We start from the raw sequence: 24,282 nt of genomic DNA, 5'->3' as shown, positions 1-24,282 counted from the left end.
CGCCATTGTTCAAATTTTTCTTCTTTAGAAGAAAAATCTTCCAATTAGCGTTTCAACGAGCTGGGAGATATGCTCGCCAGCTGTTGTAGTTTGTTTTCCCCCACCTAAAGAGGAAGGGGACATCTTAAAGCTCGTTATATTTTTGGAAAATGTATCAATAAAGGAGTAAGAGTTACATATGCTTAAGGTTTATAATACATTGACCCGCAAAAAGGAAGAATTTGTTCCCCAGGAGCCAGGAAAGGTTGGGATGTATGTATGTGGAGTAACGCCGTATAATTATCCCCATATAGGAAATGCCCGTCCTTTTGTGACCTGGGATGTTATTAAGCGCTATCTTAAACATCGTGGTTTTGAGGTAAAGCATATTCAGAATTTTACCGATATGGATGATAAGATCATCAAGGCAGCCAATTCCGAAAAGGTCAGCTGGCAGGTGATTACCGACCGCTACATCGATGGATATTTTAAGGCTATTGATGCACTGAATGTCCAGCGGGCAGATATCTATCCAAAGGTTACGGAGCATATTGACGATATAATCAGCATGGTGCAAAAAATCATCGATAACGGCTATGCCTATGTCGTGGATGGGGATGTTTATTTCAGCGTGGAAAAATTCCCTCAGTATGGGAAGCTGTCAGGGAGAAAACTTGAAGACATGTTGGCCGGAGCCCGGGTAGAAGTCGATACCCGCAAGCATAACCCCATGGATTTTGCATTGTGGAAATCAGCAAAGCCTGATGAGCCTTATTGGGAAAGCCCTTGGGGCAAGGGGCGCCCGGGTTGGCACATTGAATGCTCTACCATGTCATTGAAATATTTGGGAGAAACCTTTGATTTTCATGGCGGCGGCAGTGACCTGATTTTCCCGCATCATGAAAATGAGATTGCACAGTCCCAATGCTGCTGCGGTGATTTTCACAGCTTTGCCCAATATTGGCTCCATAATGGATTTATTACCATTGACAATGAAAAGATGAGTAAGTCACTGAACAATTTTATTACCGTTCCGGATATTTTGAAGCAATATCCGGGGGAAGTGGTGAGATTCTTTATCCTTCGGACCCATTACAGAAGTCCTTTGGATTTCAGTGAGGACAGGATTAAGGAAGCACAGGCAGGCCTGATGCGTCTTAAAAACGCATATGATTTGGGAAGTGAGCTTCTTGGCAGAGAGGGAACAACAGAAAAACACACCAATCTGTCAGATATTGCCCAGAGTGCCATGAATGATTTCTATGAAGCAATGGATGATGATTTTAATACCGCCCTGGCTATTGGCTATATGTTTACCCTTTCCAAGGAAATCAATGTATATGCCAATAATGTAATAAATAAGGGGGCAGAATACGATGCAGTACATTTTGCCCGGCTTATGGATGTATACGGCAAAATGGCAGATGTAATTGGCATTTTTGAAGGCTCCCTTGAGATGCCGGCAGATGCCTCCTCAGAGGGGATTTCCACTGCTGAGATTGAAGCTCTGATCAGTGAAAGAGCTGAAGCAAAGAAAAACAAAAATTGGGCCCGGGCTGACGAAATAAGGGATGATTTGAAGGCAAAGGGCATTGTCCTGGAGGATTCTGCTGCCGGAACCAAGTGGAAGAAAGCGTAAAAATGACATTTGAACATTTAAGAAAATTGGTAGATATGATGTTTGTTCCGGATGGAAGTGGTGGAGTACAGCAAAGATATGATGATGTTGATCCTAAAAGCCTGCATCCTTTGGTGCTGGCGTATATAGGTGATGCGTATTTCCATCTCTTTGTCCGGGGCAGGATATTATCATATGAGCAGAGCAAGGTGCAGGTTTTGCATCAGTTTAGTGCACAGATAGTGTCGGCCGTATGGCAGGATAAAGCCTACAGGGCTATAGAGCCGATGCTGAGCGAAGAGGAAAAGGCCGTATACAGGCGTGGGCGCAATGCAAAAAGTCATGCACCACGAAGCGCCAGTGTGGCCCAATATCATTCCAGTACAGGCTTTGAGGCTTTGCTGGGGTATTTGTATTTGCTGGAAAGAACTGACCGTTTATATGAACTGGCCGAGGAGTCATTCAGGGTGATTTCCAAGGCCATGATGGTTGAGATTTCTAATAAATAGTAATGGAGAGTGTCTTATGATCAAAGTAAAATTGCTTGAGTATACTCCGGAACCAGAGCGTGTAGTGGCTATGGCTGCCAGATTGTGTTATTCAGCTTCCGGGGCTGAGGAATTAGCCGAAAGGATGACTGATGAACAGGTGGAGAAGCTCCTGTCAAAAATAGTGCAGGTGGGACATGCTTCCACTATGGAGCATGTGTCCTTTACATTTGCCATTGAGGGAGTATCAAGAGTATTGACACATCAGCTGGTGCGTCACCGTATAGCTTCATACAGCCAGCAATCACAGAGATATGTGGCAGAACATAACTTTGAATATATATTGCCACCAAGTATTGCAGAGAAGCCGGAGGCCAAGGCCAGATTTGAGGCTCTTATGACGGATATACAGCGTGCATATAATGAGCTGGCAGATATGGGTATTCCAAAGGAGGATGCACGCTATGTTTTGTCCAACTCTACCGAAACCAAGATATTGGTCACCATGAATGCCCGGTCATTGATGCATTTCTTTAATTTGCGTTGTTGCAATCGTGCCCAATGGGAGATTCGTGAATTGGCCTATAAAATGCTTGAACAGGTCAAGAGGGTTGCACCACTGCTGTTTAAAAATGCGGGAGCCTCCTGTGTGGCAACGGGGCAGTGCCCTGAAGGCACCATGACCTGTGGCAGATTTTCTGAAATGATTAAAATGAGAGTAGTTTAATATGGATTACAGACACAAACAGGATAAAAGGGACAAGGCCCTTAATGAGCATAAGGGCAGCCGATTGGAATACATGGTGAAAAACAATCGCCAGCAGTCCGACCGCCGGACAGGTGACAGGGCCGGCCATGAGGGTGAGAGTGTATCTGAGGACATAGTAGTAGGGCGTAATGCTGTGCTGGAAGCCTTGAAGGGAAGCCGCAGTATTAACAGGATGATGGTGGCCAATGGTGCCAATGAGGGATCAATCAAGGAGATTGTTGCTTTGGCCCGTAGCAAGCGTATAAATATCCAGTTTACAGAGCGCAACAAGCTGGATAATATCGCCAAGGGCATGCGGCATCAAGGGGTGCTGGCATATGTTTCTCCCGTACAGTATGTGGAGGTTGAGGATATACTGCAGATTGCCAGGGATAAAAAGGAAGCTCCGTTTATTTTGCTGTTGGATGAAATTGAAGATCCCCATAATCTTGGGGCGATATTGCGTTCTGCTGATGCCGCAGGAGTACATGGTGTCCTCATTCCAAAACGGCGCAGTTGCCCATTGTCAGCTACTGTAGCCAAAACATCTGCCGGGGCCATTGAGCATGTTCCTGTTGCCAGGATAGGCAATGTTGTTCAGACTATCCGTGCCCTAAAGGATGAGGGACTTTGGGTAGCGGCCGCGGACATGGATGGAACTGATTATTATGAGGCAGACATGACAGGGCCGTTGTTGCTTGTAATTGGCAGTGAAGGCAATGGAGTGGGACGACTGGTAAAAGAGCAGTGCGATTTTGTGGTCAGAATCCCAATGGTGGGGAAAATTAACTCCCTCAATGCTTCTGTGGCAGGCTCCATTCTTATGTATGAGACCATGAAACAGCGAAGATACCAGAGAAAAAACTGAAATTCGGATATGGATTAAGCTGAGGGGATTTTTCATGAGGAAAAAGGCAAGAGAATATTACATCATTGATGGATATAATGTTATTAACTCATGGCCGGAGCTTATTAAACTGAGAGATAACCTGTCTGAGGCCAGGGATATGCTGGTGCACATGCTGCTTGAATATGGCGCGTATGAAAAATATGTTATGACCGTAGTGTTTGATGCATTGTTCACCGATGATGAAGAACACATCGAGGTGATCAATCCTCAGTTCAATGTAGTATATACCGGTATGGGTGAAACGGCTGACAGCTATATTGAGCGTAGGGCTTACGAGGCTGTCCAGCAGGGACAGGAAGTGCATGTCGTCACATCAGATGGAGCAGAGCAGTCCATGATCCTGGGAGCCGGGGCCTACCGGCACCCTTCCAAGGAATTTCATAAAATTGTCAAAGCTACAAAAAAAGACCTTCGCAAAAGGTATTTGGATGATGTTAAATTACCGGTTTCACGAAATGAAATCGGTAATAATCTGGATTCGGAAACAATGGCCAAATTGGATGCATTGCGAAAAAACAAATAAAATCCTTTTTGTACCTGTAAAGTGAATGCTTGATTAATTTTATTGAGAGGGTTATAATTTATCTTGGCTGTGAAATATTTATAGCTTTACATGTTTTTGGAGGTACTGATTCATGGATAATAGCCTCTTAACCTGGGATGATTCCTTTGATGATTATGTAAATCTTCCAGATGAAGATGTCATTTTGAAAATTCAGGACAATCAGGATGGCACAGCGATGGAATATTTGATAAATAAATATAGAAATTTTGTCAGGGCCAAGGCCAGATCATACTTCCTTATAGGTGCTGACAGAGAGGACATTATTCAGGAGGGTATGATAGGCCTGTATAAGGCTATCAGGGACTTTCGCAATGATAAGCTGTCTTCCTTCAGGGCTTTTGCTGAGCTGTGTGTGACCAGGCAGATCATTACTGCCATAAAGACTGCCACCCGTCAGAAGCATATTCCGCTGAATTCTTATATATCCTTAAACAAACCTATTTATGATGAGGATTCAGATCGGACACTGCTGGATGTTTTGTCCGGGGCCAAGGTAACAGATCCGGAGGAGCTGCTTATAAGCCGTGAGGAGTTCATTGACATCGAGGCCAAGATGGAGGACATCCTCAGCGATTTGGAATGGTGTGTCCTGATGGCATACTTGGATGGAAAATCATATCAGGAGATTGCCGTTGATTTAGAGCGTCATGTTAAATCCATTGATAATGCGTTGCAGCGTGTAAAACGCAAGATTGAGCGCTATATGGAGGTTAACGGTAGTGAAATTGATATTGGAACTATATATCGGGGGCTTACTGCAATTAAGCGCAAGGGCCGTGTTTTTTCTGATATTAAGAAAGGCGAAGGGGTGCAATAAGGCATCCCTTTTTTGCTGTTCAAAAAATTGAATTAATTTCCGGCAGGCCGGATTACTGCGAAATTTGATAAACAGTCTCCTGCCCATACGGACATCATGTGAAGCGGCAGCTTCTGTTATCCCAAATGAAAAGCCTGTGGCTCGGGGACTGGCTTGTGCCGGGATGTGGGTCACAGGGTTCTTTTTGGTTTTGCGTTGTGCTATAATTACTATTGTCTGCAATTTGTTTGTATTTGACGCAAAATGATGTAAACAGCGTAATTGGAGTATTTTTTTAGTAAAACGCTGACAGGGTGGGAGATTGTCACCGGCAAAACCTGATTAAAGGCGGTATAAAAATACACAAAAGTACATACAAAAATGTTGAAAAGTAACAGTTGGTATATTATACTTCTTATTAATGGTGTTTATTGTAACATAAATATATTCTTATTCAGCAAATATGATGTTATTATATGCCAAATATGGTTAAGGAGGAGTTATTTATGGATGGTTATGCAGCATTGGGAATATTTTTCCTTATGGCATTGGTCTTTCCAATTGCACCTATTGTGATTGCGAATATCATTCAGCCAAAGCAGCCTACTGACGAAAAGGATATACCTTATGAGTGTGGTGTAGACACAATAGGCAAGAACAATGTGCAGTTCCATATTGGTTACTTCATGTATGCTCTTGTATTCCTGTTGTTTGATGTGGAAACAGTATTCCTGTATCCATGGGCCGTTAAATACAGCCAGCTGGGACTGTTTGCCCTGATTGAAATGCTGGTATTTGTGGGTATATTAACCGTTGGCCTTTGGTATGCCTGGAAGAAGGGGGCTCTGTCATGGAAATAATAGATGTTGTGCCACCAGTGCTGAAGGACAATGTTATTGTTACCAGCGTGGATGCACTTTTTAAATGGGGAAAATCAAACTCCATATGGCCGTTGTCATCCGGCCTTGCCTGCTGTTCCATTGAGATGATGTGTGCAGCAGCTTCCAGATTTGATTTGGCGCGTTTTGGTTATGAGGTTTTCCGTTCCTGTCCACGACAGTCTGATTTGCTTATTGTTGCGGGGACACTTACCTGGAAGATGACACCGCCATTGATTCGTCTGTATGAAGAGATGCCTGAACCTAAATATGTCATTGCCATGGGTAATTGCAACATTGCCGGGGGGCCGTTCTCAGATTCCTATTCTGTTGTTACAGGCCTTGATAAGATCATGCCGGTAGATATATATCTTCCTGGCTGTCCTCCAAGGCCGGAGGCTTTGATAGATGCCATGCTCAAGCTGCAAAAATTGATACGCCATCCTGAGCTTGGGGATGCAGCGAAGGAAGCGAAGGCTGCAAGCCTGAAAAATCTGCGAAGCATGACACAACCGGTAGATGCTTTAGAAGAAAAGGCGGAATAATATGGGAACTTATTTTGAAAAGGAAAATTTAGATTTATTAAAGGCACAGTTTGATACTGCTGAATATGATCCTGAACAAGCTGAGCCTGCCATATATATAGGTAAGAATCAGCTCCTTGACATGATGAAGGTTTTGCGGGAAAACCCTACATATTCCTTTGACCGTATGGCCAATCTTACTGCAGTGGATTACAAGGAATATTTTGAGATGGTGTACAGCCTCTATTCCCGTCGCTTTGATAAATGGGTTACAGTCAAGGTGAAGCTGGAGCATGATAATCCCGAGGTAGAATCTATGACCCAGATTTGGGAAGGGACTAATTTTGAAGAAAGGGAAACCTATGACCTGATGGGTATAACCTTCCTGCATCATCCTGACCTGCGCAGAATTTTAATGCCTGATAATTATGAGGCACATCCGCTCAGAAAGGATTTTGTACCTTTGGAACCTAGAATTGAAGGAGGAGTACTGACGTGGCACAAACAGAAAAGTATGTCTTAAATATGGGGCCACAGCATCCTAGTACTCATGGTGTACTCCAGGTACAGGTGGAGCTGGATGGCGAAAAAATAGTTGGTGCAAAGCCGGTGATGGGTTATTTGCATCGTGGCATTGAGAAGCTGATGGAATCCCGCACTTACGCACAATGTGTGCCTTATACTGACAGGCTCGATTATGTATCAGCAATGAACAATAACCTGGGCTTCTGTATGGCAGTGGAAAAACTGGCAGCCATTGAGGTGCCTGAAAGGGCGGAATATATTCGCGTTATTTGTGCTGAGCTGAATCGTATTGCCAGTCATCATGTGTTTATTGGTTCACTTACCAACGATTTAGGTTCGGCTACAGGAATGATTTATGCATTCCGTGACAGAGAAAAAATCTTGGATTTATTTAATATCATATGTGGTGCCCGCATGACGGCCCATTATATCCGTATCGGTGGCGTGGCTGCCGATGCCCAGGAGGAGTTCCTCAGGGGTGCCCAGGAATTTATTGATTATGTACCGGCTATGCTGGATGAATATGACAGGATCTTTACCGGTAATGAAATTTTCCAGGCCCGTATGCAGGGAACATCCATCATTACCCGGGAGACTGCACTGAAGCATGGCATGTCAGGCCCGAATATCAGAGCCAGTGGAGTGGATTATGATATCCGCAAGATCGATAAATATGGCGCATATGGCAAGTTTGATTTTGAAATTCCTGTGGGCAAACAGGGGGATAACTGGGACAGATATATTGTTCGGCTCAAGGAAATACAGCAGAGTGCCAATATTATCCAACAGGCCCTGGACAACATGCCTGAGGGCCCTGTGATGGCCAAGGTACCTAAGGTACTGCGACCACCAAAGGGAGATGCATACCACCGCGTGGAAAATACCCGTGGTGAGCTTGGCTTCTATATTGTAAGTGATGGATCTACCAAACCATACCGTGTTCATATACGCCGCCCATCCTTTGTTAATTTGCAGGCACTGGATGGTATGTGTCAGGGCATGCTGTTGGCAGATGCCGTTACAGCATTTGCTACCATTGATCCATTGATGGGTGAGGTAGATTGTTAATCTTAATAGGCAGGTGGAAATATGCATAGCGGAATTATATACTCTGCAGCCCAAGGGCTGCGTGAGGTTCTGATGTCCCTGGTGGGCATTCCGATCATAGTTGATATTATTATGACGATAATATGTGCAAGTATTCTTCTGGTAATAATGGCTACCTCAGCCCTGGTGTTTACCTTGGGAGAACGAAAAATTTGTGCATTTATTCAGGTGCGTATTGGTCCTAACCGTGTAGGCCCGGGTGGCCTGCTGCAGTCAGTGGCTGATATGCTCAAGCTTATGGACAAGGAGGATATAGTACCAAAGGGCATCGATAAGTGGCTTTGGGTGCTGTCCCCGATTCTTTTGTTGGTTCCTTCGGCGTTAATATACGCCTTTTTCCCTTTTGACGATGGGGTTATTTTGGCAGATGTGAATGTGGGGCTGTTTCTTTTGATAGCTATTACATCCCAGACTGTATTGCCGTTCCTGATGGGTGGATATGCCTCAAACAGCAAATATTCACTTATCGGTGGTATGCGTACTGTGGCACAGATGCTCGGCTATGAGGTTCCTATGGTATTCGCACTGATGGGTATAGTAATGCTCACCGGTTCCTTAAAGATGAGTGCCATTGTTGAAGCACAGTCAAATGTGTGGTTTATTGTACTTCAGCCACTGGCATTTCTGATTTATATAGTTACTGCCCTGGTGGAGAGCAATCGCCCTCCATTTAACCTGGTTGAGGGTGAGTCAGAAATTATTGCCGGACCATTTACAGAATATACAGGCATGCGTTGGGCATTGTTCTTCCTGGCAGAATTTTCCAATCTCATGTGCATTGGAATTTTGACTACCACCTTGTTTTTAGGTGGCTGGCACGGTCCTGATTTCCTTCCTGGTTTTTGTTGGTTTTGGATTAAGACATTTATTTGCGTACTGTTTTATCAGTGGGTTGGCTGGACTTTCCCAAGACTCAGAATTGATACCATGTTGAGCTTTGGCTGGAAGGTTTTGCTTCCGGTAGCTCTGATAAATGTTTTATTAACTGGTGTAGGTATCTATATTTACAATATTATGTGATAGGAGACTTCAATTATGTGGGGCAAAGGACTTATTGCAGGATTGAGGGTTACCTGGGGCCACTGGTTTGGCAAAAAGGAAACTGTATATTATCCTGAAGAGAAGCTGCCAATGACAGAACGCTTTCGTGGCGGGCATCTGGTATTGGACCATAAAAAGTGCATTGCATGTAAGCTGTGTGCAATGGGATGTCCAAATGCTGCATTGGATTTAACAGTGTCTGTAGATGAAGATAAAAAACGACATATGGAATCATACAAGCACCAGATAGGCCGTTGCATGTATTGCGATTTGTGCATTGAGGCCTGTCCGGTCAAGGCGTTGAGCTGGGACAAGAATTATGAGGGTTCTTCCTATTTCAAGGAAGATATGATCTATGATGCCGTAGTTGAAGCAAAGAACAGGGGGGAACAGCAATGAGTGAGATTTTGGGAACCCTGGTGTTTTATGCTGTGACTGTGGTTATTCTTGGCACAGCGTTAGGTGTGGTTTTAAGCAAAAATCTGGTACACAGTGCATTGCTGATGACTGCGTGTTTTATTGGCATAGGTGTATTGTTTATCTGGTTAAATGCTGATTTTCTTGGTGCCATGGAATTTATGCTATACTCCGGTGGCGTTGCTATTCTGGTCGTAATGGGTATCATGCTTACAAAACGTCAGGACGGTGCGCCGGGAAATCCTTTCAATGTAAGAAGCTTGCCGGCATTAGCACTGGTTGTGTTATTCCTGGCCATTATGTTTTTGGTTATTATGAATTCTGTTGTTCCGGCAGGAGAATTCATATCACCTGATACTGTAAATGGACTGGCGGATATGATGCTCAACACTTATATCCTGCCATTTGAAATAGCAGCAACTCTGTTGTTGGCTGCGCTTTTGGGCGCGATAATCTTGGCGAAGGGAGATGGCAAAGCATGAGTATCGGTTTATATCATTGCCTGCTGTTGGCGGCAATTTTGTTTGCCATCGGCCTTTATGGCGTATTGTCCAAGCGCAATATCATTGCCATACTTATGGGCGTTGAGCTTATGCTGAACGCTGTCAATATTAATTTTGTTGCCTTTAACCGCTATACCCCGGTATCTGATCTTACAGGTCAATTAATGACCGTATTTGCCATTACTGTGGGTGTGGCTGAGGTAGCAATTGGTATTGCCTTGGCCTATAGGATATACAATGACAGACAGACTATCAATGTTGATAAGCTGGATAATATGAAGGGTTAAGGAGGGGTTCGAAGATGTTTTATGAATTTGCACTTGAACATGCCTGGCTGATCCCATTGTTACCAGCAATCGCCTTTGTAATTATCGGAATGGTAACCCGTGCTTATGGTAAGCTGTCTGCAATCATTGCAGTGACCATGAGTGTCATCAGCTTTTTGCTGTCTTCCGGAGTTACCTATGCAGTTGTTAACAATGGAATAACTGTTGAGACGCCGTTTGTTCAGCAGTTATCATGGATGCATATAGGCAGTGTCAATATTTCCATGGGTGTTTTGATAGATCCGCTGACAGCGATGATGTTGATGGTGGTATCCACAGTATCCCTGCTGGTACAGATTTATTCCTGCGGATATATGAAGGGTGATCCCGGGTATGGAAGATTTTTCTCCTTCCTGTCACTGTTTGCAGCCTCGATGCTGGGGCTCGTATTGGCAGTCAACTTCCTTCAGATGTATGTATTCTGGGAGCTGGTAGGACTCTGTTCGTATCTGCTGATTGGGTTCTATTATTATAAGGTATCTGCCAGGGAGGCTGCCAAGAAAGCATTTATGACTACCCGTGTCGGTGACTTCGGTTTACTGTTGGGTATTCTGCTGCTGCAGTTGAATTTTGGGACTCTTGATTTTATGGCCCTGAAGGAAATAATTCCTGCCCATATCATGTCAGCAGGAACAGGGATGATGACCTTTATCGCCTTGCTTATATTTGTTGGTCCGATTGGTAAATCCGGTCAGTTCCCACTTCATGTGTGGCTGCCTGATGCCATGGAGGGTCCTACTCCGGTTTCAGCACTGATTCACGCTGCAACCATGGTTGTAGCCGGTGTATATCTGGTTGGCCGGGCATTCTTCATGTTCAATGAGCTTCCAGAGGTAATGAATGTTATCGCCTGGGTAGGTGGATTTACAGCATTTTTTGCTGCCAGCATTGCTTTTACTCAAACAGCTATCAAGCGTATTTTGGCTTATTCCACAATAAGTCAGTTGGGATATATGATGCTGGCTCTGGGTGTTGGCTCACTGACGGCATCCTTCTTCCACCTTATGACTCATGCTTTCTTCAAGGCATTGTTGTTCCTGTGCGCAGGTGCAGTTATGCATGCAATGCAGGATGAAGCAAATATATTCAAAATGGGCGGATTGAAATCCAAGATGCCAATAACCTTTGCCACCATGACAATTGGTGTCCTGGCAATATCAGGAATACCGCCATTTGCCGGCTTCTTCTCCAAGGATGAGATAATCGTGGCCACCGCTTCTGTAAGCACACCATTGTATGTGCTGGCAACTCTTACAGCATTTATGACCGCGTTCTATATGGCCCGTTTGCTGTTTGTTACATTCTTTGGCAAACCGGCCAGCGAGGAATCCTATGAGCATGCGCATGAGGTTTCCTGGCTGATGCTTGCTCCATTGGTTGTTCTCAGTGCACTGGCTGTTGTCAGTGGCCTCTGGGGGCATGTCTGTGGCTTTGGCGAATGGGTACGATTCGGGGCTGCCCACGAGGCGGGAATTGATATGACTATAGCAGTTTCCTCGACCATACTCTCATTGATTGCCTTTGCTATTGCCTGGAATATTTATGTGGCCCGGCGCTGGAGTTCAGATGCCATTGCTGAAAAGTGCGGTATATTGTATAAGCTCAGCTACAACAAATTCTATATTGATGAGATTTATGCTGCCCTGATTAAAGTAGTAGTTGATGGCATTGCCAAGGTATTCTATTGGATTGATATTTATATCGTGGATGGTGTTATCAATGGCCTGGCCGGACTGGTGGGAGGCATCAGCAGCTTGCTGAGCAAGGCTGAAAATGGACAGGCACAGCATTATGCCGGAATATTCATTTGTGGTGTAGTTATTCTGGTGGCATATAGCCTTTATTATCTTGCAGTTTTGGGAGGTGCATTATAATGACTAGCTTTCCATTATTGACAGCAGTCCTGTTGGCACCAATCTGCGCTGCTGTTCTTATGTGTTTTGTTTCTCCAAAGGCCGCACAGTCAGTAAGGGTTATATCTGCCAGTGCCATGACTGTAGCTTTGGCACTGACCGTATACGCATTTTTCAACTATGATATGAATGCGGGGGGGATGCAGTTCTGTGAAAGCATTCCCTGGATTAAGGACTTAGGTGTTCATTATGCCTTGGGTGTGGATGGAATATCCCTTCCTATGCTGCTGCTGACTGACCTTATAGGTCTGGCAGCTGTATACAGCTCATGGAATATTACCAACCGTCCAAAAGAGTTTTATATTCTGCTGATGATTCTTATTGCAGGTGTTACAGGGACCTTTATTGCAACGGACCTGTTCATTTTCCTGCTGTGCTATGAAGTGGTAGTTATCCCGATTTACATAATGGTAATAATATGGGGTTCTACCAAAAGAGTCAGCAAGGAATACGCCGGTATGAAGCTCACCATTTATCTTTTGATGGGATCAGCCTTTATGCTGGTTGGTGTGGTTGCACTTTACCTCACAGCTTCATCAGTATTGGGGATCCGTACCTTCGATATGCAGGCTCTGGCTATTGCCGGACAGATGGGCCTTCTCAGTGAGGAATTCCAGATTTTTGCCTTTTTATTGCTATTGTTGGGGTTTGGTTCCCTGCTTTCAATGTTTCCGTTCCACAGCTGGTCTCCGGATGGTTATGCCGGAGCTCCTACTGCGGTTTCCATGATCCATGCCGGTGTCCTGAAAAAAATCGGTGGCTATGGTCTGATAAGGATTGGTCTTCTTGTATTGCCGCTGGGGGCTAAGTTTTGGGCTCCTTTAATAGCCGGCTTGGCCATGATTAATGTTATGTATGCAGCATATATTGCCATTGCCCAGAAGGATTTGAAATATGTTATCGGTTATTCCTCTGTATCACATATGGGATATGTACTGCTGGGTTTTGCAGCATTAAATGTTATTTCTGTAAGCGGTGCAGTTGCCAATATGGTTGCTCACGGTGTAATGAGTGCATTGTTCTTTGCAATGATCGGCTTTGTTTATGAGAAGACTCATATGAGAAGCATAACGGAGCTCAGGGGTCTTGCCCATCAGATGCCACGAGTTGCTACTGGCTTTATGCTGGCAGGTATGGCATCTCTTGGTCTTCCGGGTCTCATTGGATTTATACCTGAGTTTACGATTTTTGTAGGTTCTTTTGGTGTGTATCCTGTATTTGCCGTGTTGGCCATATCAGGAATAATTTTCACTGCACTCTATACTTTGCGCGTATTAGCTAAAGTATTATTTGGCCCGCGTGATAGCATGTTTGACAGGTATAAGGATGCCAAGGGTGTAGAAATGATGCCTTTGATTATTTTGGGTATTGCCCTGGTTGGCTTTGGTATTTTCCCACAGGCCCTTATGGGTATGGTGGGAAGCGGTACGGAATCGTTGATTCCATGGCTTGAGCAGATTGCAGATGCACCTGCATATATAGGGGGGATCAGATAATGAATTTTGAAGTAATCAGTACAGAAATCTTTATTTTGGTCCTTGGTCTCTTTGCCATTGTCATGGATCTTGTATTACCCAAGGATGAATCCCGTAAGAGTATAGGTGGGGTTTTGATTTTTGCCCTGACCGGCTGGGTGGCATACATGTTCACCATGTATGTTCCGGAATCTGTTATTGCAGATGGGGGAACAGCCACCAGATATTTCAATGATATGCTGTATATCGTTGATAATTATGCCATATTCTTCAAACAGCTGTTTATTGTGGCTACCATATTCACCATGCTGTTTTCCCTGGATTATATGCAGAATGTGCTTCGCTACAAGGGCGAGTTTTATGCACTTTTAATGACGGCTCTTCTGGGAATGTGCGTGTTGGCTTCTGCCAATGATTTCCTGACTGCCTTTATTGGCCTGGAATTAATGACTATTTCCTTCTATATATTGGTAGGTGCCAGAATATCCTCAAATAATTCCAGTGAAGCAGCCGTTAAATATTTGATTGTAGGGTCTGTATCAACGGCAATCATGCTTTATGGTATCAGTTTGGTTTATGGTGCTACCGGAAGCATACATTTTTATGATATGTTCCGCAATCAGCATCTGTTCTCCGCTATTGGCCTGGCAGGCGCCACGATGATCATGATTGGCTTCTTCTTTAAACTGTCAGTAATTCCGTTCCATATGTGGGCACCTGATGTATATCAGGGGGCACCTACACCTATCACTGCCATGCTGGCAATGGGATCAAAGGCTGCGGGTATTGCTGTGTTTATGCGGGTGCTCTATGTGGCATTCCCATTGATAGGCTTTTACTGGCTGCCAATTTTGGCGGTGCTGTCGGCTATATGTATGATCGGCGGTAATATAATGGCAATCCGTCAGAATGATGTTAAGCGCATGCTGGCGTATTCCTCTATAGCACAGGCCGGATACATGATGGTAGGTATAGTCGCTGCTGATTATCCTGGGATGAAGGCAGTAATGTTCTACGGGATGCTTTATGTATTCGCCAATGTTGGTGCGTTTGCAGCATTGTCCCTGGTAGAGCAGCATAGGGGCGGTTCTGATTATAAAGCTATTGCAGGTTTGGCAAAATCAGCTCCTGTTATGGCAGCGGTTATGACCATTTCACTGCTGTCCATGGCCGGTATACCACCTACAGCAGGCTTTGCCGGTAAGCTGTACCTGTTTACGGCTGTTGTAAATCAGGGCTACCTGTGGTTGGCTTTTGTGGGCTTTATTATGTCCATGATATCTGTATATTATTATTTGCAGGTTACCAAGGCCATGTACCTCGATGAGGGGGACGGTGAACCGATTGTTATTTCAGGAGCAGCAAGAGCTGCTGCTGTGATCAGCGTTCTGGCTACAATCATATTTGGTGTATGCCCGGAACCTTTGGCACATCTCACCAATTTGGCTTCCTTTACCTTCCTGCAGTAAATATCGGGTTAATTAAAAAGGGTCAGTGACGATAAATCGTCACTGACCCTTTTTGTTGCAGCTGCATTATGTTTGTATTGATATATATCATAGATTGTTAACAAAGTGTTCTATTCTGGCAAGAGCTTCAGAAATCTGCTCTATGGAAGTGGCATAGGAACAGCGGACAAAGCCCTCACCGCTTTCACCAAAGGCATTTCCTGGTACCAGCGCTACATGCTCCTGGATGAGGATTTTCTCGGCAAATTCCTCTGATGTGAGTCCGGTGGAAGTAATATCAGGGAAAATGTAGAAAGCCCCTTTTGGCTCGAAACATTTTAACCCGGCATTTTGCAGGCCGTCGTATATCAGGCGGCGCCGTTTATCGTATTCTGATACCATTTTGCGCATGTACTTTTCGCCGTGACGCAGTGCTTCAACAGCTGCTATTTGAGCAGTAATCGGTGCACAGAGCATGGTGTATTGATGTATTTTTGTCATGGCGGCAATTATATCCGGATTTGATAAGGCATAACCAATGCGCCAGCCTGTCATTGCATAGGCCTTGGAAAAACCATTTAACAGGATGGTCCGGTCCTTCATCTCAGGAAGCCCGGCAAAGCATATATGTTTTACTCCGCCATAAGTGAGATCACCATATATTTCATCGGATATTACAATCAAGTCATGTTTGATGGCAAAACGGGCAATAGCCTCCAGCTCCTCCTTGGACAAAATCGCACCGGTTGGATTGTTAGGATATCCGATAAGCAGGGCCTTCGTTTTTGGGGAAACATGTGGCTCCAGGTCATCAGGAGTAATCCTGAAATCATTTGCGGCCTTGGCTGCTACTGGTACAGGAATTCCTCCTGCCAGGGTAGCACAAGCCTTATAGGATACATAGCAGGGCTCAGGGATAAGTATTTCATCTCCTGGACAAAGGATGGTGCGCATGGCAATATCCAGAGCCTCACTTACACCTACAGTGACAAGTACATTGGTTTTGGGATCATAATCCAGGTCGAAACGGTTTTTGTGCAGGATACATATTTCCTCCCGCAGCTCCATTAATCCACGATTTGCCGTATAGGAGGTATATCCCTGTTCCAATCCGTATACGCAGCTTTCACGGATGGACCATGGGGTGATGAAGTCCGGTTCACCTACACCCAGTGAAATAACATCCTCCATTTCAGAGGCAATATCAAAAAATTTTCTTATGCCTGAAGGTGGTACATTTTTTACTACAGGTGATATCCTGTCGTTCCAGTTTATCATATGCTCATCACCAGCCTACGGTCTTTTTCCTTGTCATTGATGATGATACCATCCTTTTTATAAGGCTTTAGAAGAAAATGGCTGCGTGTTTGGGTCACACCTTCAATGGTAGCAAGGCGGGTAGCTACAAAATTGGCCACATCCTGCATGGATTTTCCTTCTATTATCACAAGCAGATCGAAGCTGCCGGACATAAGATAAACAGTGCGTACCTCATCAAAGCGATAAATCCTCTCTGCTATGGCATCAAAGCCTACTTCCCGCTGGGGAGTGAGGTTGACCTCGATAATGGAGGTAACGGTATTTTCTCCGGTCTTTTCCCAGTTTATCAGAGTATTATAACTGAGTATAATCTTATCGTTTTCCAACTGTGCCATTTTCTGCTCTACTTCATATTCGCTGATATTCAGTATGGCAGCCAGCTCCCTGGCCGGACGGCGTGCATCGTGTTTCAAAAGCTCCAATAATTCACGCATAATCAAGTCTCCTTTACAAAAATAAAAACCTCATCCTGTAAAGGACGAGGTAAAAATATCCCGTGGTACCACCTTAGTCAGCCGGTAAGTTGCCCCGGCCACTCTTAATGCCGATATCGCGGGCCAGCGGCAGCATTTCAATCTCGTTGGATCTACTGAGCTGCAGTTCATGAATAGCTTTCTGCCCATGGATAATAGTGATTCGCACCATGCATCACCTCTCTGAATCATCCTGTAGGCATACTTTTTCAATCATTACCTTATCATATAAAATTCTAATGGACATAATATATCACAATGTTTTTTCTTTGGCAAGCTGATTACATGGCCTTGAGCATGGAATGGCGGGTAATAAGGGTATAATTTTTTACCTGTATTCCGTTAAATACTTATCATTCAAGGGAATATTTTACACTGTATAATAATATTAACAAAAAAATAAAATATCCTTAATTAATAATTTTTTTATCATCAAAACCATTTCTTCACAGAATAAAATTAGGCATGCTATTGCCCTCCTGGAGATAAAATGACGAATGTAATTTATCCTGCCATCAGGGCAGACTTTGCTTTCTAAATGGAGGGACAAATTGACTTCCCTTGACAAGATCAATATATGTATACATGTATACAAAAAAGATAATATTGACATTATGGTTATTTGCCTTTACAATGACCATATCAAAAGAAAAGAGGCAACGGCGCCAATGTAGCTTGTAGAAGACTGCATTGGCGTTTTTATGTTTCTTCTTTTTTGGTATTCTTAATTTAATGAGCGGGACAAAGGCGTCTGTACAGGAAAGGAACATTTCTGTACAGGCGCCTTTTTCGCTGTAGGAAGGGTGATTATTATGAAAAGGTTAATTTCAGGAGCGGTACTTTCCGGTTCGCTGGTAATGATGTGCTCCAGGGCTATGGCTGCAGATCCTTCATCGGCTGCAGTAATTGATGCCGGCGATACAGCCTGGGTACTCATAAGCGCAGCTCTGGTATTCATTATGACACCGGCCCTGGCATTGTTTTACGGGGGAATGGTACGTAGTAAAAATGTTTTATCTACCATAATGCAGAGCTTCTTTATTTTAGCAATGATTTCTGTGGAATTTGTTTTACTTGGTTATACTATGGCATTTGGTACAGATATAAATGGCCTGATTGGCGATTTTGACAAGCTGGGGCTTTCGGGGATAGGACTGCGGTTAATGGAGGGACAGACAATTCCTGAACTGGCATTTGTTGCCTTTCAGTGCATGTTTGCAGCCCTCACTCCGGCACTGATTACAGGAGCTTTTGCTGAACGCATGCGCTTTGCCGGATTTGCCCTGCTGATGCTGTTGTGGGCGATATTCATTTATAATCCGATGGCACATTGGGTATGGGGCGGTGGCTTCCTGGCCCAGCTCGGTGCCCTTGATTTCGCCGGTGGCCTTGTAATCCATATTCTTTCCGGAGTTTCCGGCTTGACTATATGCCTGCTTTTGGGTAAGAGACGGGGTTATGGCAAGTCAGCCATGGTACCTCATAATCTTCCAATGACTGTTTTGGGTGCTGCATTTCTGTGGTTTGGCTGGTTCGGCTTTAATGCAGGAAGCGCACTGGGAGCTAATGATCTCGCTGCCAATGCCTTTATTGTTACTCAGGCTGCGGCCGCTGCAGGTGTTTTAGGCTGGGTCATTCCTGAATGGCTGAGAGGTGGCAAGCCAACTGTGCTGGGAGCTGTTTCCGGATCTATTGCAGGTCTTGTGGCCATTACACCGGCTGCCGGTTTTGTGGAGCCCATGCCATCTATCATGATTGGTCTGATTGGTGGAGCCATTTGCTATGGGGCTGTGGCAATTTTGAAGGAAAAATTTGGGTACGATGATTCACTGGATGCCTTTGGTATCCATGGGATTGGTGGTACCTGGGGCTCTATTGCCACAGGCCTTTGGGCGACTGTATCCGTAAACCCTGCCGGTGCAAATGGACTCTTTTATGGAGAGACCGAGCTCCTGACCGCACAGCTGATATCTGTGGTGGCAGCTTATGTATTGGCAATTGCCGGTTCTTATGTACTATATAAAATCGTTGATTATTTCACTGCTATAAGGGCAGACGAGACCGAGGAAATTGTTGGGCTTGACATAGCCGAGCACGGTGAGCGTGGATATGCTGCAGCTGTGATGGCCGGTACTCCGGATTTTGGTGCATCCGAAGAAGGTCTTTTAACGGCACATGATCTGAAGCATGATCCGGTATGGTAATGTTTTTATGACTATATGTCAGTGAGGTGGAACGGATGAGTATAACAAAAATTGAAATTATTACCAGACCTAATAAGCTGGAAGAGCTGAAGGAAGCTCTTAACAATATTGGTGTCCTGGGGATGACAGTAAGCCAGGTTTATGGCTGTGGCCTGCAGAAGGGGCACAAGGAGGTTTATCGTGGAAGGGCCTATGATGTTAATCTGGTGCCAAAGGTCAAGGTGGAAACAGTAGTGTGTGAAATCCCGGTTGAAAAGGTACTGGATACCGCTGAAAAGGTCCTTCGTACCGGTAAAATGGGAGATGGCAAGATATTTGTTATTGAACTGGCAGATGCTGTCCGCATCCGTACCGGTCAGCGTAAGGAAGACGCTATCAAGGATATTCCCGGCGAGTGTCCTGATAATTGATGAATGTATATATGAGAGTCCTCTCATGTTGTGTGGTCACTGTTGGCTGCAGGATATGAGGGGACTCATATTTTTGTGGTAATCCCTGTAATAGTAATGATATGGGGGTAGGTAAATCCGGGAATTTGTATATCAATTTAAGCTACTTTGGCTTCAGTCATTGCAATAAAATAAAGATTTGGGTACAATAAGATGGAATAGTTATGCTTACCTTGTTAAAGGAGTAGATGACATTGGTGATTGGAAAAATTAGTCAGGCCACGGCAGGCTTTACCAAATTCCCGGAAGCAATCAGGCGAGCTTTGTTCTTTTTATATGAGCATGATTTTAAAACCATGGAGGACGGAATATATCCAATTGATGGTAAGAACAGCTATGCTATTTTACAAAGATACAATACAAAGCTGCCAGGAACTTCCAAGCCAGAGGCACATAGACAGTATGTGGATATACAGTATATTGTGGAGGGCAGGGAAGAACTGGGCTGGTGCCCGTTGAATCCGGAGCTTAAGGCAAATACCAAGTATGATATAGATAAGGACATTATTTTTTATGAAAGACTGGTACCGGGAAGCAGTGTCATCCTTGAGGAAGGGGCGTATGCTGTTCTTTATCCTGCAGATGTCCATCATCCGTGTGGTGCAATTGAAGGAAAGGTTGGGCCTGTTACCAAGGTCGTTGTGAAAATTGCTGTTGATTACATTAAATAGTGTAAGTAAAGATATTTTGGAGGCATGATTAATGACTGTAAGAAGAATTTATGTGGAGAAGCGTCAGGGGTTTTATGATATTCCTGCCCAGCAACTGTGCAATGACCTTATTGAGAGCTTTCGCCTTACCGGGTTGAGGGCGGTTCGCCTGTTCAACCGATATGATATTGAAGGGCTCAGTGATGAAGAATATGCCGCAGTCAAAGCAGTAGTTTTTTCTGAGCCACCTGTTGATGTTATCTATGAAGAAAACTTGCCACAGTTTCCTAAGTCAAGGGTTTTTGCGGCTGAATATCTGCCTGGTCAGTATGATCAGACAGCGGATTCTGCTGCCCAATGTGTTCAGCTGGTAACCCAGAAGGAACGCCCGGTGATTGCCACTGCCCGTGTAGTAGTGCTGGTCGGTGACATTGATGATCAAACCCTGAATAAAATCAAGGCGTACTATATAAATGCCATTGAAAGTCGGGAGGCCAGTCTTGAGAAGCCTGCATCCCTGGACATGGCCGTTGAGACTCCGGATGATGTGGAGATTATCACAGGATTTACCTCATTATCAGAGAGTGAGCTGCAGTCATTTATGCAACAACGGGGCTTTGCCATGAGCTTTGAGGACCTGAAATTCTGTCAGAGCTATTTCCGTGATATGGAACACAGGGATCCTTCCATCACAGAAATAAGGGTAATAGATACCTATTGGTCAGATCATTGCCGTCATACAACTTTTACTACAGCCATTGATATGGTGGATATTGAACAGGGAGCCTATGCCCCTGTTATGGCTAAGGCCTATCGCCTGTATCAGGACGACAGAAACGAGATTTATGGGGATGCCGACAGGGATATGTCCCTTATGGATTTGGCTGTTATTGGCATGAAAGCCCTGCGCAAACAGGGCAAGCTGGATGATTTGGATCAGTCAGAGGAAATTAATGCCTGCAGTATTGTTGTTAATGCTGACATTAATGGCAAGAATGAAGAGTGGCTGGTTATGTTCAAGAACGAAACCCATAATCATCCAACTGAGATTGAGCCATTTGGTGGAGCAGCAACCTGTCTGGGTGGCGCAATAAGAGATCCGCTTTCCGGTCGTTCGTATGTATATCAGGCCATGCGGGTTACCGGTGCGGCAGATCCACGCAGGCCTATTTCAGAAACAATGGTAGGCAAGCTGCCACAAAAGAAAATCACTCTTGGGGCAGCTTCAGGCTACAGTTCTTATGGTAATCAGATAGGTCTGGCAACAGGACAGGTAGCTGAAGTTTACCATGAAGGCTTTATGGCCAAAAGAATGGAGATAGGTGCAGTAATCGCTGCTGCGCCTAAGGTAAATGTAGTGCGTGAAGTGCCTCAGGAAGGCGATGTTATCGTTCTGGTAGGTGGCCGTACCGGGCGGGACGGCTGTGGTGGTGCTACTGGCTCATCAAAGGAACACACCACTGATTCCCTTAAATCATGTGGGGCAGAGGTTCAAAAGGGTAATCCTCCTACTGAAAGAAAAATACAGCGTCTGTTCCGCAATCCTGTGGTGAGCAAAATGATCAAGCGCTGTAATGACTTTGGCGCAGGCGGTGTTTCCGTTGCAATCGGTGAGCTTACAGATGGCCTGGTTATTGACCTTGACCAGATAAAGAAAAAATATGAGGGCCTTGACGGGACAGAACTGGCTATATCTGAGTCCCAGGAACGGATGGCAGTAGTACTGGATTCCGATGATGTGGATTCCTTTATCAAATTTGCTGATGAGGAAAATCTGGAAGCTACTGTTGTTGCAGTTGTTACGGATGACCGCAGGCTCATTATGCAGTGGCGTGGCCATACCATAGTGGACCTCAGCAGGGACTTCCTGGATACCAATGGCGTTAAACAGCACATTGGGGTAGAGCTTGCAGCACCATCAAAGAGTGAATGCTATTTCCATCACCTGCCAAAGAAAATTGAGGCTTTGGGAAGTGATATAGAGAAATCATGGCTGGAAAACCTGAAGGATTTGAATGTGTGCAGTCAGAAGGGTCTAGCAGAAAGATTTGATGCCTCTATAGGGGGCAACACTGTATTGATGCCATTTGGTGGTAAAAATCAGATGACTCCAACCGAGGGAATGATTGCCAAGCTGCCGGTTTTGGATGGTGAAACAACAACAGCTACGGCCATGACTTTTGGTTATAATCCATATCTAATGGAGTGGAGCCCATTCCATGGTGCAGTGTATTCTGTGCTTGAATCCGTAGCCAAGATGGTTGCCCTGGGAGGCCGGGCAGATACCATCCGCATGACCTTCCAGGAATATTTTGAAAGCCTGGGCAGAGATCCAAAAAAATGGGGAAAACCATTCAGCGCATTGCTGGGTGCTTTGTGGGCCCAGCATCAGCTGGAAATTCCTGCCATTGGCGGAAAGGACTCCATGTCAGGTACCTTTATGGATTTAAATGTACCACCTACACTGGTTTCCTTTGCCGTGGATGTTATGAATGCGGATAATGCGATTTCACCGGAATTCAAATATGTGGGGAACAAGGTGTATTACATAGAGGCTCCAAAGGACGAATATGATATGCCGCAGTTCCGTTATCTGAAGACGGCTTATCAGAAGGTAAGCAAATTTATTGCTGATAAAAAGGTATTCTCTGCATCCAGTGTTAGAATAGGCGGAGTCGCTGCCGCTATTACCAGAATGTGTCTTGGCAATAACATCGGGTTCAAGTTCTCAAAATATATTTCCAAGGATGATCTTTTCAGGGCAGATTATGGTGCGCTGGTCATTGAGGTTGCTGAGCATGCTGATATTGAGCAGGCATTGGATGGCGTAAGGTACAGGGAACTGGGTGAGACCACTGCTGTTACCAGCATCGTTTGTGGAAAGGCCGTTATAACCCTGCAGGATGCCATGAAAGCATATACCTCTCCATTGGAAAAGATTTTCCCTACCAATGTGAGAAATAATGATAAAACCGTCAATGAGTTTATTTTCCGTAATGGCAACCGCATAAATAAATCGGTTTCCATTGCAAAACCAAAAGTGTTTATCCCGGTATTCCCAGGTACGAACTGCGAATATGATTCTGCCAGGGCTTTCCAACGGGCTGGTGGAGATCCGCAGACCCTGGTAATAAGAAACTTGACTCCATCCGCCGTAGAAGAATCTGTTGAGGCAATTGTCAAGGGGATAAAGTCATCACAGATTATAATGCTGCCAGGAGGATTTAGCGGTGGTGATGAACCGGATGGTTCAGGAAAATTTATTGCTGCCATGTTCCGCAATCCACGCATCAAAGAAGCCGTACATGACCTGCTGCACAGACGGGATGGCTTGATGCTGGGGATATGTAACGGTTTCCAGGCTTTGATTAAGCTGGGACTTGTTCCTTATGGTGAAATCCGTGACCTGACTGATGCGTCGCCTACCCTGACCCGCAATCAGATTGGCCGTCATGTATCCTGTATGGTAAGGACCAAGGTGGTTTCCAATCTTTCCCCGTGGTTCAATAATGTTCAGGTTGGTTCAACCTTTACCATCCCTGTTTCCCATGGTGAAGGCCGGTTTGTGGCTGACAAGGAAGTAATAGCCAAGTTGCGTATCAATGGCCAGATTGCTACCCAATATGTCAATGCAACAGGTGCTCCTTCTGCAGAAGTGCCATTTAATCCTAACGGGTCAATTAATGCCATAGAGGGTATTACCAGTCCTGATGGACGAGTCCTGGGCAAAATGGGCCATTCTGAGCGTATAGGTGATAATGTGGCTGTCAATGTTCCGGGCAATCAGAATCAGTTGATTTTTGAGGCAGGAATCAAGTATTACAAATAAGATACATTTTTCAGTGGGAGTTTTATGCTCCCACTTTTTTTATGATTTGAAATTCGGGTAATGTTTTTTTTAAACTTTAAGGGTGTCGAGTCAGTA

The 24,282-nt window shown here is 44.7% G+C and carries 23 protein-coding genes and 1 other annotated feature; of the genes, 21 read left to right on the top strand and 2 right to left on the bottom strand.

Annotated elements, in window-relative coordinates:
* Positions 1–178 precede the first annotated feature (178 nt).
* The 17 genes from cysS (at position 179) to K6C05_RS06260 (ending at position 15,282) form a co-directional block, all read left to right on the top strand.
* Positions 179–1,618, top strand: coding sequence for a cysteine--tRNA ligase (cysS, locus tag K6C05_RS06340; protein ID WP_296732634.1), 1,440 nt, complete (start codon positions 179–181; stop codon positions 1,616–1,618).
* Between the two features lie 2 nt (positions 1,619–1,620).
* Positions 1,621–2,106 (top strand): ribonuclease III domain-containing protein, encoded by a 486-nt coding sequence (locus tag K6C05_RS06335; RefSeq protein WP_296732641.1) that lies wholly within the window; start codon positions 1,621–1,623, stop codon positions 2,104–2,106.
* A 16-nt stretch (positions 2,107–2,122) separates the two neighbouring features.
* Positions 2,123–2,812: an FAD-dependent thymidylate synthase gene (gene thyX, locus K6C05_RS06330; protein WP_296732631.1), complete on the top strand. Its 690-nt coding sequence runs from the start codon at positions 2,123–2,125 to the stop codon at positions 2,810–2,812.
* 1 nt (position 2,813) lies between these two features.
* On the top strand, positions 2,814–3,701 hold the full coding sequence (rlmB, locus tag K6C05_RS06325; RefSeq protein ID WP_296732629.1) for a 23S rRNA (guanosine(2251)-2'-O)-methyltransferase RlmB: 888 nt from the start codon (positions 2,814–2,816) through the stop codon (positions 3,699–3,701).
* Between the two features lie 34 nt (positions 3,702–3,735).
* Positions 3,736–4,266, top strand: a complete 531-nt coding sequence (locus K6C05_RS06320) for an NYN domain-containing protein (protein ID WP_296732627.1) — start codon at positions 3,736–3,738, stop codon at positions 4,264–4,266.
* 112 nt (positions 4,267–4,378) lie between these two features.
* Entirely contained in the window at positions 4,379–5,125 is a 747-nt protein-coding gene (sigH, locus tag K6C05_RS06315) for an RNA polymerase sporulation sigma factor SigH (protein ID WP_296732624.1), read from the top strand.
* A gap of 485 nt (positions 5,126–5,610) precedes the next feature.
* On the top strand, positions 5,611–5,964 hold the full coding sequence (locus K6C05_RS06310) for an NADH-quinone oxidoreductase subunit A (protein WP_296732621.1): 354 nt from the start codon (positions 5,611–5,613) through the stop codon (positions 5,962–5,964).
* Positions 5,955–6,527 (top strand): NADH-quinone oxidoreductase subunit B, encoded by a 573-nt coding sequence (locus tag K6C05_RS06305; RefSeq protein ID WP_296732616.1) that lies wholly within the window; start codon positions 5,955–5,957, stop codon positions 6,525–6,527. The genes K6C05_RS06310 and K6C05_RS06305 overlap by 10 nt, the downstream gene beginning before the upstream one ends.
* 1 nt (position 6,528) lies before the next feature.
* Positions 6,529–7,029 carry an NADH-quinone oxidoreductase subunit C gene (locus K6C05_RS06300; RefSeq protein ID WP_296732613.1) on the top strand — a complete coding sequence of 167 codons (501 nt, stop codon included), beginning with the start codon at positions 6,529–6,531 and terminating at the stop codon, positions 7,027–7,029.
* The gene (locus tag K6C05_RS06295) at positions 7,002–8,099 is read left to right on the top strand and encodes an NADH-quinone oxidoreductase subunit D (RefSeq protein WP_296732611.1); all 1,098 of its coding nucleotides are present in this window, start codon (positions 7,002–7,004) and stop codon (positions 8,097–8,099) included. The genes K6C05_RS06300 and K6C05_RS06295 overlap by 28 nt, the downstream gene beginning before the upstream one ends.
* Positions 8,100–8,120: 21 nt before the next feature.
* Positions 8,121–9,158, top strand: a complete 1,038-nt coding sequence (gene nuoH / locus K6C05_RS06290) for an NADH-quinone oxidoreductase subunit NuoH (RefSeq protein WP_296732609.1) — start codon at positions 8,121–8,123, stop codon at positions 9,156–9,158.
* A 15-nt stretch (positions 9,159–9,173) separates the two neighbouring features.
* Positions 9,174–9,578, top strand: a complete 405-nt coding sequence (locus K6C05_RS06285; protein ID WP_296732607.1) for an NADH-quinone oxidoreductase subunit I — start codon at positions 9,174–9,176, stop codon at positions 9,576–9,578.
* Positions 9,575–10,078, top strand: coding sequence for an NADH-quinone oxidoreductase subunit J (locus K6C05_RS06280; RefSeq protein ID WP_296732605.1), 504 nt, complete (start codon positions 9,575–9,577; stop codon positions 10,076–10,078). The genes K6C05_RS06285 and K6C05_RS06280 overlap by 4 nt, the downstream gene beginning before the upstream one ends.
* Entirely contained in the window at positions 10,075–10,386 is a 312-nt protein-coding gene (nuoK, locus tag K6C05_RS06275; RefSeq protein ID WP_296732603.1) for an NADH-quinone oxidoreductase subunit NuoK, read from the top strand. The genes K6C05_RS06280 and nuoK overlap by 4 nt, the downstream gene beginning before the upstream one ends.
* 14 nt (positions 10,387–10,400) lie before the next feature.
* A complete protein-coding gene (gene nuoL / locus K6C05_RS06270; protein ID WP_296732601.1) occupies positions 10,401–12,299 on the top strand; it encodes an NADH-quinone oxidoreductase subunit L in 1,899 nt (632 codons plus the stop codon).
* Complete coding sequence (locus K6C05_RS06265) at positions 12,299–13,834, top strand: NADH-quinone oxidoreductase subunit M (RefSeq protein ID WP_296732599.1); 1,536 nt, start codon at positions 12,299–12,301, stop codon at positions 13,832–13,834. Before nuoL ends, K6C05_RS06265 begins: the two co-directional genes overlap by 1 nt.
* Complete coding sequence (locus K6C05_RS06260) at positions 13,834–15,282, top strand: NADH-quinone oxidoreductase subunit N (protein WP_296732597.1); 1,449 nt, start codon at positions 13,834–13,836, stop codon at positions 15,280–15,282. Before K6C05_RS06265 ends, K6C05_RS06260 begins: the two co-directional genes overlap by 1 nt.
* Before the next feature lie 87 nt (positions 15,283–15,369).
* Here K6C05_RS06260 and K6C05_RS06255 read toward each other — a convergent pair whose 3' ends face one another.
* Together K6C05_RS06255 and K6C05_RS06250 are read right to left on the bottom strand one after the other, a co-directional pair.
* Positions 15,370–16,539: an aminotransferase class I/II-fold pyridoxal phosphate-dependent enzyme gene (locus K6C05_RS06255; protein WP_296732595.1), complete on the bottom strand. Its 1,170-nt coding sequence runs from the start codon at positions 16,537–16,539 to the stop codon at positions 15,370–15,372.
* Complete coding sequence (locus tag K6C05_RS06250; protein WP_296732593.1) at positions 16,536–17,015, bottom strand: Lrp/AsnC family transcriptional regulator; 480 nt, start codon at positions 17,013–17,015, stop codon at positions 16,536–16,538. The genes K6C05_RS06255 and K6C05_RS06250 overlap by 4 nt, the downstream gene beginning before the upstream one ends.
* A gap of 37 nt (positions 17,016–17,052) precedes the next feature.
* Positions 17,053–17,280: a binding site (T-box leader), on the bottom strand.
* Positions 17,281–17,866: 586 nt separating this feature from the next.
* On the opposite strand from K6C05_RS06250, the gene K6C05_RS06245 reads away from it, so the two are divergent.
* The 4 genes from K6C05_RS06245 (at position 17,867) to K6C05_RS06230 (ending at position 24,186) form a co-directional block, all read left to right on the top strand.
* Positions 17,867–19,258: an ammonium transporter gene (locus tag K6C05_RS06245; protein ID WP_296732591.1), complete on the top strand. Its 1,392-nt coding sequence runs from the start codon at positions 17,867–17,869 to the stop codon at positions 19,256–19,258.
* A 35-nt stretch (positions 19,259–19,293) separates the two neighbouring features.
* Positions 19,294–19,668: a P-II family nitrogen regulator gene (locus K6C05_RS06240; RefSeq protein WP_296732589.1), complete on the top strand. Its 375-nt coding sequence runs from the start codon at positions 19,294–19,296 to the stop codon at positions 19,666–19,668.
* Positions 19,669–19,904: 236 nt separating this feature from the next.
* Positions 19,905–20,378: a YhcH/YjgK/YiaL family protein gene (locus K6C05_RS06235; RefSeq protein WP_296732638.1), complete on the top strand. Its 474-nt coding sequence runs from the start codon at positions 19,905–19,907 to the stop codon at positions 20,376–20,378.
* Positions 20,379–20,409: 31 nt separating this feature from the next.
* Positions 20,410–24,186, top strand: a complete 3,777-nt coding sequence (locus K6C05_RS06230; RefSeq protein WP_296732587.1) for a phosphoribosylformylglycinamidine synthase — start codon at positions 20,410–20,412, stop codon at positions 24,184–24,186.
* Positions 24,187–24,282 lie beyond the last annotated feature (96 nt).

It is taken from the genome of Anaerovibrio sp. (assembly GCF_024697385.1).
Lineage (GTDB): Bacteria > Bacillota > Negativicutes > Selenomonadales > Selenomonadaceae > Anaerovibrio.
Note: the sequence above shows the minus strand (reverse complement) of the source record. Positions and strands in the feature narration are given on the sequence as shown.

Bases quoted from the DNA above. Each gene is read 5' to 3' on its own strand.
- cysS (WP_296732634.1), top strand. From the start codon at position 179: ATGCTTAAGGTTTATAATACATTGACCCGCAAAAAGGAAGAATTTGTT.
- K6C05_RS06335 (WP_296732641.1), top strand. From the start codon at position 1,621: ATGACATTTGAACATTTAAGAAAATTGGTAGATATGATGTTTGTTCCG.
- thyX (WP_296732631.1), top strand. From the start codon at position 2,123: ATGATCAAAGTAAAATTGCTTGAGTATACTCCGGAACCAGAGCGTGTA.
- rlmB (WP_296732629.1), top strand. From the start codon at position 2,814: ATGGATTACAGACACAAACAGGATAAAAGGGACAAGGCCCTTAATGAG.
- K6C05_RS06320 (WP_296732627.1), top strand. From the start codon at position 3,736: ATGAGGAAAAAGGCAAGAGAATATTACATCATTGATGGATATAATGTT.
- sigH (WP_296732624.1), top strand. From the start codon at position 4,379: ATGGATAATAGCCTCTTAACCTGGGATGATTCCTTTGATGATTATGTA.
- K6C05_RS06310 (WP_296732621.1), top strand. From the start codon at position 5,611: ATGGATGGTTATGCAGCATTGGGAATATTTTTCCTTATGGCATTGGTC.
- K6C05_RS06305 (WP_296732616.1), top strand. From the start codon at position 5,955: ATGGAAATAATAGATGTTGTGCCACCAGTGCTGAAGGACAATGTTATT.
- K6C05_RS06300 (WP_296732613.1), top strand. From the start codon at position 6,529: ATGGGAACTTATTTTGAAAAGGAAAATTTAGATTTATTAAAGGCACAG.
- nuoH (WP_296732609.1), top strand. From the start codon at position 8,121: ATGCATAGCGGAATTATATACTCTGCAGCCCAAGGGCTGCGTGAGGTT.
- K6C05_RS06285 (WP_296732607.1), top strand. From the start codon at position 9,174: ATGTGGGGCAAAGGACTTATTGCAGGATTGAGGGTTACCTGGGGCCAC.
- K6C05_RS06280 (WP_296732605.1), top strand. From the start codon at position 9,575: ATGAGTGAGATTTTGGGAACCCTGGTGTTTTATGCTGTGACTGTGGTT.
- nuoK (WP_296732603.1), top strand. From the start codon at position 10,075: ATGAGTATCGGTTTATATCATTGCCTGCTGTTGGCGGCAATTTTGTTT.
- nuoL (WP_296732601.1), top strand. From the start codon at position 10,401: ATGTTTTATGAATTTGCACTTGAACATGCCTGGCTGATCCCATTGTTA.
- K6C05_RS06265 (WP_296732599.1), top strand. From the start codon at position 12,299: ATGACTAGCTTTCCATTATTGACAGCAGTCCTGTTGGCACCAATCTGC.
- K6C05_RS06260 (WP_296732597.1), top strand. From the start codon at position 13,834: ATGAATTTTGAAGTAATCAGTACAGAAATCTTTATTTTGGTCCTTGGT.
- K6C05_RS06255 (WP_296732595.1), bottom strand. From the start codon at position 16,539: ATGATAAACTGGAACGACAGGATATCACCTGTAGTAAAAAATGTACCA.
- K6C05_RS06250 (WP_296732593.1), bottom strand. From the start codon at position 17,015: ATGCGTGAATTATTGGAGCTTTTGAAACACGATGCACGCCGTCCGGCC.
- K6C05_RS06245 (WP_296732591.1), top strand. From the start codon at position 17,867: ATGAAAAGGTTAATTTCAGGAGCGGTACTTTCCGGTTCGCTGGTAATG.
- K6C05_RS06240 (WP_296732589.1), top strand. From the start codon at position 19,294: ATGAGTATAACAAAAATTGAAATTATTACCAGACCTAATAAGCTGGAA.
- K6C05_RS06230 (WP_296732587.1), top strand. From the start codon at position 20,410: ATGACTGTAAGAAGAATTTATGTGGAGAAGCGTCAGGGGTTTTATGAT.